Here is a 13,715-nt window from a genome sequence, read left to right as displayed (position 1 = left end):
AGTAGAACCCGGATTTGCAACGAGAACGGCGCTTGGACGGGATGTCGAAAATAGTTCTGACGCATCGTCTTGATATGTGGTTCCGCGTGCCGCGAGCGTCATTGGAATCCTGTCGCCGAGGGATGCTTGACTAGCGCCCACTGTGACCGTTCATCTTCTTTCTGCAGACCATCGCGTCCAGGGCCTGGAGGCAGTCTCCCGCCTGGGCGGCGTCTCCGCGCATCTGGGCCCCGACCTGCTCCGCACCGTCCGGGGACTCGACGGCGTCCTCGTCCTGGGCACCTGCAATCGGCTGGCGATCCTCCTGGACGCCCCCGAGGGCCGGTCGGCCGAGAGCCTGCGCGACGCCGTGAGCTCCTTCTTCGCTGAGCGCTCGGGAACCGGCGCTCCGATCGATCTGAGCCTCTGGTCGGGGCGGGCCGCCTACCGCGAGCTCTTCGCAATCGCTGCCGGACTGGAGTCGATGGTCGTCGGCGAGCGCGAGATCGCCGGGCAGCTCCGCCGCGCCCTGATCCTGGCGACCGCAGAGGGCACCGTCACCGGCGACATCACTCGCGCCGTCGAGCACGCCTCGACCGTCTCGAGGCGCGTCGCCGCCACAACTGCGCTGGCGGGCGCCGGACGCAGCGTCGTGGCCGTCGGCCTGGACCTCGCTGCGCGCCGCCTGCCGCCGCCCGAGGGCGTGCGCGCCCTCATCGTCGGCACGGGCGCCTACGCCGGCGCGACCGTCACCGCTCTGCGCAACCGCGGGATCTGCGAGATCGGCGTCTACTCCCGCTCCGAGCGCGCCCGGGAGTTCGCCGCCGGGCACTGCGTGCGCGCCGTCGATGAGGACGAGCTGCCGCGCTCACTCGCGCTCGCGGATCTCGTCATCACCTGTCGGGGACTGGGCGCTCCCGTTCTGACTCGGCAGCTGGTGTCAACGGCCATGCGCCGGCATCGGGGCGCCAGGGCCGCCCACGTCGGGCGCCCCCTGGTCGTGCTCGATCTCGCTCTGAGTCGCGATGTCGAACTGTCCGTCGGCTCCCTGCCCGGTGTTGCGCTCATCGACCTGCCCGCCGTGCAGCGCGCGGTACCCGATGTCGAGGCCTCCCAGATCGATGCCGCCCGACAGCTGGTCGACCAGGAGGTCGCGCGCTTCAGGAGGATGCGGGCCGGCCGCCGCATGGACCCGGTTGTGCGGCGACTGCGCAGCGGGGTCGAGGCCGTGGTCGAGGAGGAGATCGCCCGCCTGCGCGCCAAGGACGGACGCGTCGACGTCGAGGAGGCCGCGCGCGCACTGCATCATCTGGCCGCCCGCCTCCTGCACCACCCCACCGTCGCCGCGCGCACCGCCGGGGAGACCGGACACGAGCAGGAGTATCTTCAGGCTCTCGGCCTCGTACTCGGCTCGGAGGTCGCCGCGGGACTGCGCGGCGGCGGGCCGCCCGCCTCCTGTCCCGCCCACGGCGGGTCCTGGGAGGCGCGGAGCGCTGACCTCGCCTCAGGTCCCGCTGATCTTCCGACGATCCCGATCCGGCAGGTCCCCGCGACTGCCGCCGAGCGGGAGGATGAGCCATATGACCCGGTTGGCCCAGGCGGCTCGGGTTGCCCAGGTGGTCCTGGCGCAGCGCCGGACGGCCTCGAGGCCGAGGACCTGGCTGTGCTTTCAGGGCTGTCAGGGCTCTCAGGGTTGTCAGGGTTGTCAGGAGGGCGCGCATGAGTGATCCATTGGCCCCCTACGACGCCGTCCTGCTGCTCTCCTACGGCGGCCCCCAAGGTCCCGACGACGTCCTGCCCTTCATGCGCAACGCCACCGCAGGGCGCGGCGTCCCCGACTCCCGCCTTCTGGAGGTGTCCGGCCATTACGGCCGCTTCGGCGGTGTCTCGCCGATCAACGCCCGCAATGACGAGCTCTTGGCCGCCCTGCGCACCGAGCTCGCCGCCCGCGGTTCGCACCTGCCCGTGGTGATCGGCAATCGCAATTGGCATCCCTTCGTCTCCGAGGCCCTGCGCGCCCTGGCCGACGGCGGGGCCCGCCGCGTTCTGGCGATGACGACCTCCGCATACGGCTCCTACTCGGGCTGCCGCCAGTACCGCGAGGATGTGGCCGGTGCGCTGGCCCTTCTCGCCGCGGGCGCCGATGGCGCCACCGGACGCGGCGCCGAGGCCGACGCCGCTGCACGGGTCGGCGGCCTCGGGGGAGAGCCGGTAGAGCTCGTGGTGGACAAGACCCGCCCCTTCTACAACACCGACGGCATGCTTGAGTCCAACGCGGACGCCATCGTCGAGGCTTATGGGCGCCTCGCTGAGTGGGGCATCCCTCCAGAGGGCATCAGGCTGGTCCTGGTCACCCACTCCATCCCCGCCTCCATGGAGCGCCTGTCCGCGCCCGGCCCCGGGGAAGCGGAGCGGGGGAGCGCGGGCGACGACGCCGGGCGGCTTCCGGAGCCGGTCCAGCCGGCGGGTCTCCGCACGGCGGCTCCCGGGCAGGCGCATCTCGAACCGGGGATGGCCGCGGACCTGTCCACGGAGATCTCCTACGTCGAGCAGCATCGTCGCCTCATCGCCGTTCTCCTGCCGGTCGTGGCCGAGCGCCTCGGTTTGAGCGGCGCACTGGACCATGACCTCGTGTACTGCTCGCGCTCCGGACCGCCGCAGGCCCGCTGGCTGGAACCGGACATCAACGACCATCTGGAGGCCCTCGTCGCCGGCCGCCTGACCGACGGCGCGCGCGTGAGCGCGCCCGAGGGCGTCGTCGTCGCGCCCATCGGCTTCGTGGCCGACCACATGGAGGTCGTCTTCGATCTCGACACCGAGGCCGCCCAGACCGCCGCCGGCCTGGGCCTGCCCTACGCGCGATCGGCGACCGCCGGAACGCATCCGGCCCTGGTGTCCTCCCTGGTCGACGTCCTCGCCGAGCGCGCCGCCGCAGCGCGCGGTCAAGAGGTTCGCCCGGCGTCGACGACCGGCGTCGGCCCCTTCCACACCGTCTGTCCGCCCCAGTGCTGCCGACCGGCAGTCCGCCCCGCCGGCCCCGCCGGCTCCGCTGACGACCGGGCAATGCGTCCGACCGCGAAATCGCTCCCCTCAGTGTCCGCAAGGCAGCATACTGCTTCCGATACTGCTCTCGTCGACGAAGGAATCCCGCGATGACGAACCACGACAGCCAGCCCGCCGATACCGGCCAGGGCGGCCCTCGCCTGCACCGCTTCGAGGACGAGGAGCGCCGCCCCTACCGCGATCCGCGCGACGCCACCGACGTCGATCTCGATGCCGTCAACAATCGGCTCCACTACGCCCTCTACGCCGTCTACTGCCTGGTGGCGCCACTGCCCGCCCTGGAGGACACCCGGCGCCGGCTGGTCGGCGAGTCGAACTTCTTCGTCGATCAGTCCGAGGTCACCACCCGCGGCTGGTACGACGTCGCCGGCTTCCGCTCGGACGCCGACCTCATGATCTGGTGGCTCGACGACGATCCCGAGAAGCTTCAGGACGCCAGTCACCGGCTGCGCGCCAGCGCGCTGGGCCGCTACCTGGAACCCGTGTGGTCCTGCATGGGTCTGCACACGCCCGCCGAGTTCAACAGCAGGCACATTCCGGCCTGCCTGGGCGGTGTCGCCCCGCGCGACTGGTGCATGGTCTACCCATTCGTGCGCAGCTACGACTGGTACCTGCTGCCCGATGAGGAGCGCTCCCGCATCATGGCCGAGCACGGCCGCAATGGCTTCTCGAAGTACCCGGATGTCAAGGGCTCCACGCTCGCGACGTTCGGCATGAGCGACTACGAGTGGGTTCTCGCCTTCGAGGCCGACAGCCTGGACCGCCTGGAGGGCGTCATCCACCACCAGCGCTACACCGAGGCCCGTCTCCACGTGCGCCAGGACACCCCCTTCTACACCGGATCCCGGGTGAGCCCCCGCGAGTGGGCGGAGCGCCAGCCGCGCGCCTGACCGCCGCAGCGGCCCGTGTGGTTCGCTCCGGCGTCGAGACCGACATTGTGGGACGAGATCGACGGTGACACCGTCTACCTCGTCCCACAATGTCGGTCTCGTCTGTCCGCCTCCGAGACACGAGACATACGAGTGCCGGTGAACGCCCCCGGAGAGGGCGCCCACCGGCACTCCTAGTGATGCGGACTGAGCGGAATCAGGCCCGACGGCGCTGGATCAGCAGGGCGATGCCGCCTGCGATGGCCGCCACGCCCACGAGCGCGATGGCCACGTTGGCACCGGTGTGTGCCAGCGACGACCCGCCTTCCGGAGCCGGCGAGCTCGGAGAGTCATCCGATCCATCCGGTCCATCCGGCGTGGTGCAGGGGTTCGGCGTCTCCGAGGAGCTCGAGTCGGGGGTTGTCGAGTCCGTGGAGGGCTGTCCCGGTGTCGAGGCCGTGGGTGCCGGGGTGACGCACACGTCCGGCGTGGAGCTGGGCTCCGGCGTCGGCTCCGCCGTGGGCGTGGTGCAGGGGTTCGGCGTCTCCGAGGAGCTCGGCTCGGGGGTTGTCGAGTCCGTGGAGGGCTGTCCCGGTGTCGAGGCCGTGGGTGCCGGGGTGACGCACACGTCCGGCGTGGTGCTCGGTTCCGGCGTTGGCTCGGGCGTCGGCTCGGTGCTCGGTTCCGGCGTTGGCTCGGGCGTTGGCTCGGTGCTGGGTTCCGGCGTGGGTTCCGGCGTTGGCTCGGTGCTGGGCTCGGGCGTGGGTTCCGGCGTCGGCGTGGTGCTCGGTTCCGGCGTGGGCTCGGGCGTCGGCGTGGTGCTGGGCTCGGGCGTGGGTTCCGGAGTCGGCGTGGAGCTGGGCTCCGGTGTGGGCTCGGGCGTCGGCTTCGGCGCGGTGTAGGTGTTGGTGAAGGACGCCTCCACCACCTGGTCCTTGGCCTCGATCTTCACCGTCTGCGCCTCGGGGGCCGTCAGCGTGTATCCGGGCACCTGCGCGCCGGCCTCGTCCTCGGTGATCGTGCACGAGGTGCCCACAGGCAGCTGCACGTTGGACAGAACGGTGGTGCCGTCGCCCTTGGCCTTCACCGTGCCCGTGGTGGCGCTGGCGTCATCACAGGTGTAGGTGAAGGTGAACTCCTTCTGCGTCAGCAGATCGGCCGGCTCGGGCTGGGCGCCCTCGGACTCCACGGCCTTCTTGACCACGGAGAAGGTGCCGGTGTCGCGCGAGTAGGTGTTAGTGGCCGTCACGGCCACCACGTCGCCTGCGGGGATGGTCACCGAGCTCGCCGAGAGCGTGGGCGTCAGCGAGTATCCGGCCTGCGCCGCCGAAGCGGTGTCCTCGCTGATCGTGCAGCTCGTTCCCTCGGGCAGCTCGGGGCTCGTGACCGCCGTGCCGTCTCCGGGGACGTTCAGCGTGCCCGTGGTGGCCGCGGGGTCGTTGCAGGTGTAGGTGAAGGCGAAGTTGGAGTTGGCGAAGTCGCCATCACCGCTCACCGTCTTGGCGACCGAGAACTTGCCGGTGGGGACGACCGTCTCCTCGGACGTGTTCTTCAGCGTCACCGCCGTCGACTTCTGGTCGGCGATGGTGAAGGTGGGGCCGGCCTGGTCGCCGACCGTGAACTCGGGGGCGCCCCAGGTGGTTCGCTCCGGGGTCGCGGAGGCCGTGGAGGTGTCCTCGCTGAGCGTGAGCACGGTGCCGGTCGGGAAGGTCGCCGGGTATGTCGTGGTGTCTCCGCTGGTGACCTTCAGGGTCGTGTGGCCTCCGGTGCGATCGGCGTTGACAGTGCCGGGCGCACTCCAGCCCGGGTAGGTGTCCACGGTGGCGCCGCCCGGCAGGGTGTAATCGATGCCGACGTCGAAGGTCGTGCCGGCGGGCACCTTCGGGGCGCCCGAGCCGGTGAGCAGCTTGGCGATGTTGAAGCCACCGAAGCCCGGGGCGAGCTCCACGTCAATGGTGAAGGACCTCGTGTAGTAGACGGACCAGGACGAGTCCTGATCGGTGCCCTTCAGCTGGGCGTGGTTCTTGTACTCCAGTCCGGGCTGGACGGTCCCGCTGTCGGAGGTGGGCACCGAGGAGTAGTAGACGTTGTAGTTCGTGTCCGCGGCGAAGGGGCCGGTGATGGTGATCGTGGCCCGGTTGCCATCAATGGCGACCGCGAGATCGAAGTCTCCCTGGGAGGTGTCCTGGTCGTTTCCGGCGGCGTCGGTGACCTGCCCGTAGACGTCATCGCGGGTCGAACTGGTGCCGATGTTGAACCGCCACTGCGAGAGGTCCTGGGAGTAGGCCTGACCGGGGCTGAGCTCGTCGGTGATGGTGATGGTGGAGCGGGTCTGTCCATCCAATGCGATGGGAGTGCCCGCCCCCGCCAGGGCGTCCTTGAGCTGCGAGGGGCCGAGGGTGATCTCCCAGTCCATCTGCTTCGAGGCGGCGGTGACGTCGAAGGCCCACTTGCGCAGGGTCTCGGGCGTGTAGTTGAGGCCCCGGTTCTCGGTGATGCGCCCGCCGGGGATCGGCACGGCGGTCTTCTGCCCATTGGCGTCGATCGTCGCAGTGCTGTCCTCAGTGGCCTCGGAGGCCACGACCAGTGCGGAGCCCTTGCCGTTCAGGCCGTTGAAGCCCTGCCCTCTGAGGGTGTCGAGGGTGTCGTTGAAGGTGCAGGTGATGTTCTGGGCGTCCATGACGCACTCGCCGATCTTGTGATCGGCGCCGTTGTGGGTCACGGTCATCGGCTCGGTCAGGCTCTCGCGGTTGCGGAACTGGCTCGGTAGCCCGATCTGGAAGGATTGGCCGCTCTTGGGGTCGGCGGTGGTGGCATCCCAGGTGAATTTCAGCTTGAGGATGTCATTGACCTTGGTCTTGTTGTAGGTGGGGTCCTCCACTCCATTTCCGTTGGAGGGAATCAGTGAGAGGTCGCTGACCTTAATGTTCTCATTGATCGCCGCTTGAGCGGTTGAGTAGGTCAGTCCGACCCAGGAGGCCGCCAGAACCAGCATTGCCACAATGGCGCTGGCGATGGCCGATCTCCCAGGAGCGCGCACGCGCGATAAGAAAGACATGGATGTCCTCTCAAAAAGGGGATAAGGGGCAATGCGGAAATGGTGGAGAAATTCATGCTTATGGGTGCTTTACTCCATTCCACATTTGCTTCGGGAGATTAACAGCGACTTGTCGGACGTCTCAAGGAGGGAGATCGGATCGTAACGGCTCAATATGGTCACGGGGTGGTATGTCGGGTCTTCTGATTCGGGATGAGGTGTCCGGGGGTGCGGCTGGAGAGGGTGTTCGCGAGCGCCTCTTGCGCCGCGTTGAACGTCTGTATAGTATATTGGCCGTGCGTTCAAAATCGTCGACGCCCGAGTCGGACCTCACCGCTGTCGCCCGCATCCGCAATGCCGCCCTGCTCCGCTTCGCGCGCGACGGATTCGGGGTGGGCCTGCGCACCATCGCGGCCGACGCGGGAGTGACGGCCGGCCTCATCGCCCACCACTTCGGCTCCAAGGACGGCCTGCGCCGCGCCTGCGACACCGAGGTGCTGCGTCTGACCCAGGAGGTCAAGCGCTCCTCGATGTACTTCGGCGGCCCCACGGACCTGATGACCCAGATGTCGCAGGTGGAGGAGTACATCCCGGCCACGGCCTACGCCATGCGCTCCCTCATGGAGGGCGGAGAGCTCGCCACCACGCTGATGGACCTCTTCGTGGGGGACACCGTCTCCTACATGTCCGACGCCGTGAAGGCGGGCACCGTGACGCCCTCGCACAACGAAGAGGCCCGCGCCCGCTACCTGCTTTACGCCGGATTCGGTGCGCTTCTGCTCTTCCTGCGCTACGAGGCATCCGAGCCCGGCGATATCGAGGCGGCCGTCCGGGAGTTCATCGACCGCTACGGTCCCGTCACCGCCGAGCTCTACTCCCGGCCCCTGTTCACCGATCCCGGGCTCTACGCCGACTACGTCCGGGCTACATCGGCGGATCCCGCCGGTGCTTCCGCCGACGGCGCCGCCTCTGCCGCTCCTGCCGCCTCCGCCGACGATGCCGAGACCGCTCCCGCACCTGACCCCGCCCCCGACAACGCCGCCCACAACTCATCTCACGGCCCGTCCCGTGACCCCAACTCCTCCCCACCCCACTCGTCTCAGGAGGACTCATGAAACCCGCCGCCACATCGATCGATGCCCGCCGACCCGGCGCGGCTCATCCCAACAGCTCCGCGCCCGCCGTCGACATCGTGGGCCTGACCAAGACCTTCGGCCGGGGCCGCAGCGCCACCCGCGCCCTGGACGGCCTGGACCTGAGTGTCGCCCCCGGTGAGGTGGCGGGCTTCCTCGGCCCCAACGGCGCGGGCAAGTCCACCACCCTGCGCATCCTGCTGGGCATGATCCGCGCCGACGACGGGCGCGCCCGGCTCTTCGGCGCCGATCCCTGGAATGACGCCGTCACCCTCCATGAGCGCCTGGCCTATGTTCCCGGAGACGTGGCCCTGTGGCCCGGACTCACCGGGGGTCAGACCCTGGATGCCTTCGCCTCCCTGCGCCGTCGTCGTGGCGGAGGGGCGGGCGGCTCAGGCGGATCTGATGATGCCGCGCAGGCTGCGCGGCGCGCCGAGCTCATCGAGCGCTTCGAGCTCGACCCCTCCAAGAAGGTTCGCGCCTACTCCAAGGGCAACCGGCAGAAGGTCGCCCTCATCGCCGCCCTGAGTGAGCCCGTGGAACTGCTGATCCTGGACGAGCCCACCTCCGGTCTGGACCCGCTCATGGAGGAGGTCTTCAGCCAGTGCGTCGCCGAGGCCGCCGGGCGCGGCACCGCGGTCCTGCTCTCCAGCCACATCCTGTCCGAGGTCGACCGGCTCTGCGACACCGTCACCATCGTGCGCGCCGGGCGCACCGTCGAAAGCGGCCCCCTGGAGCGGATCCGGGGACTGCTGCGCACACGCGTCCAGGCCGTCGTCGAGCGCGACCCGGAGGGCCTGGAGCGCCTGGACGGCGTCCGCGAGCTGCGCTCCACGGCCCGCCCGCAGGCTGACGACGGGGGCTGGGAGGTGGCGCTCAGTATTGAGCCGGACCGCAACGCCGAGGTGATGGAGCGCCTCGCGGCCCTCGGGCTGCGCTCGCTCACCGCTTCCCCGCCCAGCCTTGAGGAGCTCTTCCTGCGCCACTACGGGGACGCCGGGAGTGCGGAGGACGCCGAGAGCATGAAGGACGCCGCAGCGGCTGGGGTCATCGCCGATTCCGGGGCTCCGGCCGGACCACAGGGCGAGGGGGCGGAGTCGTGAGCAGCACCGTTTCGCCCGTCACTGGTGGGAGGCTCGGAGGTGCGGTGCCGTCTGCGCTGACCCGTCTGACTCTGCGCCGTGAGCGGCGCAGCATCCTGGCATGGTCTTTGGGCGGAGGATGCCTGACCCTCTACTGCATCCTCATGTTCAACACCATGTATGCCACCGCCGAGGAACGGCAGGCGGCCGCCCTGACCTACTCCACTCCGGCGGCCGCCGTCTTCACCGGTCCCGGTTTCGGCATGGACGCGGCCGCTCTCACCGCTCCCACCATGGGGGCTCTCTTCGCCGCCCAGGCCCTGGGCTGGCTGGCCCTCGTGGCCGCCCTCATGGGGGTGCTCATGGTGGTCTCACGCACTCGCGGCGACGAGGAGGGCGGTCCGAGCGAGCTGCTGCGCTCCGCTCCTGTGGGACGCGGCGCGAGTGCCCGGGCGGCTCTGAGCTCCACGGTCCTGGCCGGGGTGGTGATGTCGGGAATGTGCTCCCTGGCCGCCCTGGCCGGAGGTCTTGATCCGGGCGGCTGCCTGGTGGTGGGACTCGGGCTGCTTCTCGTGACCCTTGCCGCGGCCGGAAGCGGACTGGTCCTGGCGGCGTTGGCGCCATCGGCCCGCTCGGCTCGCGGGTGCGGCCTCATGCTGGTTCTGGTCTGGTTCCTCCTGCGCGGCCTGGGCGACGCCGGTTCCAGCGGTGGTGGAGACAGCACCGACAGCACCGACAGTGCCGTCTCCCTCCTGTCCTGGCTGACCCCGATCGGTCTCATTCAGCAGAGCCGCGTGTATGTGGACCTGCGTTGGGCTCCCCTGGGGCTGTTGGCGGGTGTCGCCGTCGTCCTCGTCTGGGCGGGGCTCGTCCTGCACGCACGGCGCGAGTTGGGCGAGGGGCTGGTGGCGAGCGCGGGCGCCTGGCGCTCCCGTCGCCGCGGACCCGCAGGCGCTTTGGGGCTGGCCTTGCGCACCAGTGCCTCGCTGCGGGGCTGGTGGGCGATGGGAGGTCTGGTCTTCGGTTTGACCTACGGAATCTTCGCCCCCACTGTTGAGGACTCCTTTCAGCAGATGGTTGCGGACAACCCGGCCATGCAGGCTTTCTTCGGCGACCAGTTGAGTGTTCAGAGCTACCTGTCCATGATCATCGGCTACGGCGGGATTCTGGCCGCCGCCTGCTCCGTGGCCTTGGCCGGGGCGGTCGTGGGCGAGGAGGGGCGCGGGCTGACGGCCGCCGTCCTGTCCGCACCGGTGTCCAGGCGGCAGTGGCTCGCCGCCCGGGTCCTGGTGCTGGCCTGCGGGAGCGCGGGTGTGCTGGCGGCCATAGCTCTGGGGCTGGCGGTCGGTGCGGTGCCGTCTCTTTGCGCCCAGGATTCGTCGGCAACCGCGGAGCCGTGGGTCCTGGTCGGCGGTATCGCGGCCGGACTGGCGGCTCAGCTTCCCGCGGGGCTGCTGGCGGGCGCCTGGCTGCTGGCCCTTCATGCGCTGGCTCCACGGCTGGCCCGGCCCCTGGGCTGGGGCGCCTATCTGCTGGCGCTGGGCATCTCGGTGCTGGGGCCGGTGGCTCGCGTCCCGCAGTGGGTGCTTGATCTGTCGCCCTTCACGCATGTGCCTCATCTGCCTGTGCTCGAGGCGGGGACAGCGGGGGCCAGTGGGGGAGCACGGCTCCTGCTGGGACCGGGCGGGCCGTGGGTCGGCCCCGGTGTCTGCCTGGTGCTCGCGGTGGTGCTGCTTCTCGTCGCCGGCGCGGCCGGTAACCGCAGGGACCTGACCGCCTGACCGCCTGCCTGCCTGCCCGCCCGCCTGACCCTGCGCCCCTTTCGCCGAGATCGGTCGTACTCCGCGTCGAGATCGGTCGCACTCCGTGCCGAGATCGGTCGTACCCCGCGTCGAGATCGGTCGCACTCCGTCACTCCGGTGCGGGGTGCGATGTCTCGGGGCTGAAGATCGCACGGGTCGGCCCTCACCGCTGCGGGGCGGCTTTGTCAGTGCCTGCGTGTGCCGGGGGGGGCTGGGTGTTGCACACTCGCGTGCACTCGGCGTCGGTGGGAACCGCGGAATCATGCGGAACAGCAACGCCAGCAATAACCACGATCCTGCTCCCATGTGCGTGGACCCCCCTGACCGCACATGGGAGCCCAATCACCACACACGACCCTCGCCGGAAAAGACTGTCATTCCAACAAAAACTAATCCTCGCCCCGCAGAGGGCCCAATCTCCCATGTGCAACACCGACGACAACCACGTCCACTAGGCACACCACACCCCACACAACCAACTCACCACCCACCAAGCACTGTCTCAGATGTCCTGACACACCACATCCAGGCCGGGGCCGGCATCGAGTTCCTCGGCGGTCAGTGCATCCATGTCCGGGAACTGGCGGCACATATCTGCGTAGAAGGCCCGGAGCTCGGAGGTGGTCACGGCCGGGTCGGAGTAGGAGTGGTCCTCCGACCATTCTGACTGCTCCTCCCACCAGGCCGGGAAGTCGGCGTCGCTGACGGCCGCAGGATCGAAGATCAGGATGTCGTCGCTCATGCGTCGCGACTACTGACGGGACATCTCCTGTACGGCGTCATCGCCAACCGCCGTTGACGCTGGGGTATGCCGGGCCTGCTGGGTCCACCCGCCGCCTCGGAGCCGATCATTCAGGGCCTAGGCTGTCGAGGAGCTATCGAGGGGCTGTTGGCCGGTTCTCGAGGCGGGGTGCTGTGCCGTCCCGGGTGCGGAACCGGCGTCGATAGGCGGATGGGGCGGCTCGCACGGTTGTGGAGAAGACCTGACGCATCGTGACGGCGCTGCCGAAGCCGCACGCCGAGGCCACCTGCTCGACCGTCAGGTCGGTGCTCTCCAGGAGGCGCTGCGCCTGCCCCACGCGCTGGGACCTCACCCAGGCGGCGGGCGTGTCGCCGGTTGCGCTCCGAAAGGCGCGGATGAAGGAGCGGACGCTCATCTGCGCGGCTCCTGCCAGCCTGTCCACCGGCAGGGGCTCGGCCAGATGCTCAAGCGCCCAGGCCATGGCCTGGCCCACGGGGTCTGCCCGGGGGTGCTGCGGCACCGGTCGTTCGATGTACTGCGCCTGTCCGCCCTCCCGGTGCGGTGCGACGACGAGATGGCGCGCCACCGTGTTGGCGGCATCGGCTCCCAGGCGAGAGCGCACCAGGTGGAGGCACGCGTCGAGCCCGGAGGCCGCTCCGGCGGAGGTCAGGACGTCGCCGTGGTCGACGTACAGCACTGAGTCGTCCAGGTCGATCTCCGGGTGCTCGTGCGCCAAGGGCTCGAAGGCCCGCCAGTGGGTCGTGGCCCGGCGCCCTTCGAGCAGCCCGGCCTCGGCCAGCGGAATCGCCCCTAGGCACAGGCCGACGACGGCGGTGCCGCGCCGATGAGCCGATTCCAGGAGCGAGCACAGCTCAGCACCGGCCTGCCGTCCGTCGGCGAACCAGGCGGGCACGACGACGACGTCGGCCGTCTCCGCCAGGCCCGGGCCGCTCAGGCCGTCGAGGAGATAGCCCTCGGCCGTCCGGATCGAGGCGGGCGAGTCGATCCCGGACTCCGGCGACTCCCGCCCGGGTGCGGGGCGTGTCGTGAACAGGCCGACCTCCCAGTCGGCCAGACCCAGGCGTGCGACGGAGCCGAAGACCGCCTGGGGGATCGACAGGTGGAACATGGTGACGCCGTCGAAGGCGTAGACGGCGATGTGCAGACGCATGTTCCGTCTCGGATCCGATGCTGGCATGAAACCATCGTAGAACAGCATTTGTGCCACTGGTGGCGGCCGGCGAGCGTCGAGCATCCTGGCATCGCGACGTTTCTTGGCTCGTATACCGAAGGATCTTCCCCGTCAGGAGGCCCCTATGAACTGTCCTGCCGCTCCGCGCCGAGCACTCGTGCTCGTCGACGTCCAACGCGAGTATGCTCGCGGCCCGCTTCGTATTCGTCATCCGCATCCCGATGCCTGTCTTGACAGCATCGAGCGGGCTCTCGATGCGGCGGAGGAGTCGGGAGTTCCTGTCGTCTGCGTGCAGCACTCCGGAAAGCCCGGCGGGACCGTCTTCGATCCGGACCGCAGCGGCTTCCGGCTCGACCCGCGCATCGAGCGGCGTCACTCTCCTGATTGGAAGAGTGTCATCAAGCACTACGGCTCCATCTACGCCGGAACTGGCCTCGGCCCATGGCTGCAGGAGCAGCGCATCACCACCGTGACCCTTGTGGGGTTCATGGCGAATAACTGCATCCTGGCTTCCGCCGCGCAGGCCGAGACGCTCGGCCTGGCCACCGAGGTCCTCTCCGACGCCACCGGGGCCATTGATCTGCGGAACCAGGCCGGCGCGGCGGACGCCGAGGCGATCCATGCGATGCTCATGACTCTTCTGCACTCTAACTGGGCGTCGGTGGCCACGACTGATCAGTGGTGCCGGGCGCTTGCGCGGGGCGGGCCGCTGCCGGGCGGCAACCTCGTGTCCTCGGCCATGGCCGGCAGGCTCTAGGCCCTCCTACCCCCGTCGAGGTCGACTTTTTCGAATGAGATCGACGGTGCCACCGTCGA

Annotated in this window: 10 protein-coding genes; 7 read left to right on the top strand and 3 right to left on the bottom strand. The window is 69.6% G+C overall.

What is annotated here, in order from left to right; genetic code table 11:
• The first annotated feature begins 142 nt into the window (after positions 1-142).
• From W5W_RS0101090 to hemQ, 3 genes are read left to right on the top strand one after another with little or no spacing between them, the layout of a single operon-like run.
• Entirely contained in the window at positions 143-1,702 is a 1,560-nt protein-coding gene (locus W5W_RS0101090; protein ID WP_017193997.1) for a glutamyl-tRNA reductase, read from the top strand.
• On the top strand, positions 1,699-3,135 hold the full coding sequence (locus tag W5W_RS0101085; protein WP_017193996.1) for a ferrochelatase: 1,437 nt from the start codon (positions 1,699-1,701) through the stop codon (positions 3,133-3,135). The genes W5W_RS0101090 and W5W_RS0101085 overlap by 4 nt, the downstream gene beginning before the upstream one ends.
• Positions 3,132-3,932, top strand: coding sequence for a hydrogen peroxide-dependent heme synthase (gene hemQ / locus W5W_RS0101080; RefSeq protein ID WP_008731797.1), 801 nt, complete (start codon positions 3,132-3,134; stop codon positions 3,930-3,932). Before W5W_RS0101085 ends, hemQ begins: the two co-directional genes overlap by 4 nt.
• A 196-nt stretch (positions 3,933-4,128) precedes the next feature.
• Here hemQ and W5W_RS0101075 read toward each other — a convergent pair whose 3' ends face one another.
• Positions 4,129-6,969, bottom strand: a complete 2,841-nt coding sequence (locus W5W_RS0101075) for a DUF7926 domain-containing protein (RefSeq protein ID WP_029573989.1) — start codon at positions 6,967-6,969, stop codon at positions 4,129-4,131.
• Between the two features lie 275 nt (positions 6,970-7,244).
• Between W5W_RS0101075 and W5W_RS0101070 the strand changes: the two genes are divergently transcribed.
• From W5W_RS0101070 to W5W_RS0101060, 3 genes are read left to right on the top strand one after another with little or no spacing between them, the layout of a single operon-like run.
• Positions 7,245-8,063 (top strand): TetR/AcrR family transcriptional regulator, encoded by an 819-nt coding sequence (locus tag W5W_RS0101070; RefSeq protein ID WP_238533213.1) that lies wholly within the window; start codon positions 7,245-7,247, stop codon positions 8,061-8,063.
• On the top strand, positions 8,060-9,184 hold the full coding sequence (locus W5W_RS0101065) for an ABC transporter ATP-binding protein (RefSeq protein ID WP_017193993.1): 1,125 nt from the start codon (positions 8,060-8,062) through the stop codon (positions 9,182-9,184). Before W5W_RS0101070 ends, W5W_RS0101065 begins: the two co-directional genes overlap by 4 nt.
• The gene (locus W5W_RS0101060; protein ID WP_238533212.1) at positions 9,181-10,944 is read left to right on the top strand and encodes a hypothetical protein; all 1,764 of its coding nucleotides are present in this window, start codon (positions 9,181-9,183) and stop codon (positions 10,942-10,944) included. Before W5W_RS0101065 ends, W5W_RS0101060 begins: the two co-directional genes overlap by 4 nt.
• Before the next feature lie 523 nt (positions 10,945-11,467).
• Here W5W_RS0101060 and W5W_RS0101055 read toward each other — a convergent pair.
• Together W5W_RS0101055 and W5W_RS0101050 are read right to left on the bottom strand one after the other, a co-directional pair.
• Positions 11,468-11,707: a hypothetical protein gene (locus W5W_RS0101055; RefSeq protein ID WP_017193991.1), complete on the bottom strand. Its 240-nt coding sequence runs from the start codon at positions 11,705-11,707 to the stop codon at positions 11,468-11,470.
• Between the two features lie 133 nt (positions 11,708-11,840).
• The gene (locus W5W_RS0101050; protein ID WP_017193990.1) at positions 11,841-12,926 is read right to left on the bottom strand and encodes a GlxA family transcriptional regulator; all 1,086 of its coding nucleotides are present in this window, start codon (positions 12,924-12,926) and stop codon (positions 11,841-11,843) included.
• A 97-nt stretch (positions 12,927-13,023) separates the two neighbouring features.
• Between W5W_RS0101050 and W5W_RS0101045 the strand changes: the two genes are divergently transcribed.
• Positions 13,024-13,656, top strand: coding sequence for an isochorismatase family protein (locus W5W_RS0101045; protein WP_017193989.1), 633 nt, complete (start codon positions 13,024-13,026; stop codon positions 13,654-13,656).
• The last annotated feature ends 59 nt before the right edge of the window (positions 13,657-13,715 follow it).

The sequence above is a fragment of the Actinomyces massiliensis 4401292 genome, from assembly GCF_000269805.1.
Lineage (GTDB): Bacteria > Actinomycetota > Actinomycetes > Actinomycetales > Actinomycetaceae > Actinomyces > Actinomyces massiliensis.
This window is presented reverse-complemented; position numbering and strand designations above follow the sequence as displayed.

Bases quoted from the DNA above. Each gene is read 5' to 3' on its own strand.
- W5W_RS0101055 (WP_017193991.1), bottom strand. From the start codon at position 11,707: ATGAGCGACGACATCCTGATCTTCGATCCTGCGGCCGTCAGCGACGCC.
- W5W_RS0101045 (WP_017193989.1), top strand. From the start codon at position 13,024: ATGAACTGTCCTGCCGCTCCGCGCCGAGCACTCGTGCTCGTCGACGTC.
- W5W_RS0101065 (WP_017193993.1), top strand. From the start codon at position 8,060: ATGAAACCCGCCGCCACATCGATCGATGCCCGCCGACCCGGCGCGGCT.
- W5W_RS0101085 (WP_017193996.1), top strand. From the start codon at position 1,699: ATGAGTGATCCATTGGCCCCCTACGACGCCGTCCTGCTGCTCTCCTAC.
- W5W_RS0101050 (WP_017193990.1), bottom strand. From the start codon at position 12,926: ATGCTGTTCTACGATGGTTTCATGCCAGCATCGGATCCGAGACGGAAC.
- hemQ (WP_008731797.1), top strand. From the start codon at position 3,132: ATGACGAACCACGACAGCCAGCCCGCCGATACCGGCCAGGGCGGCCCT.
- W5W_RS0101075 (WP_029573989.1), bottom strand. From the start codon at position 6,969: ATGTCTTTCTTATCGCGCGTGCGCGCTCCTGGGAGATCGGCCATCGCC.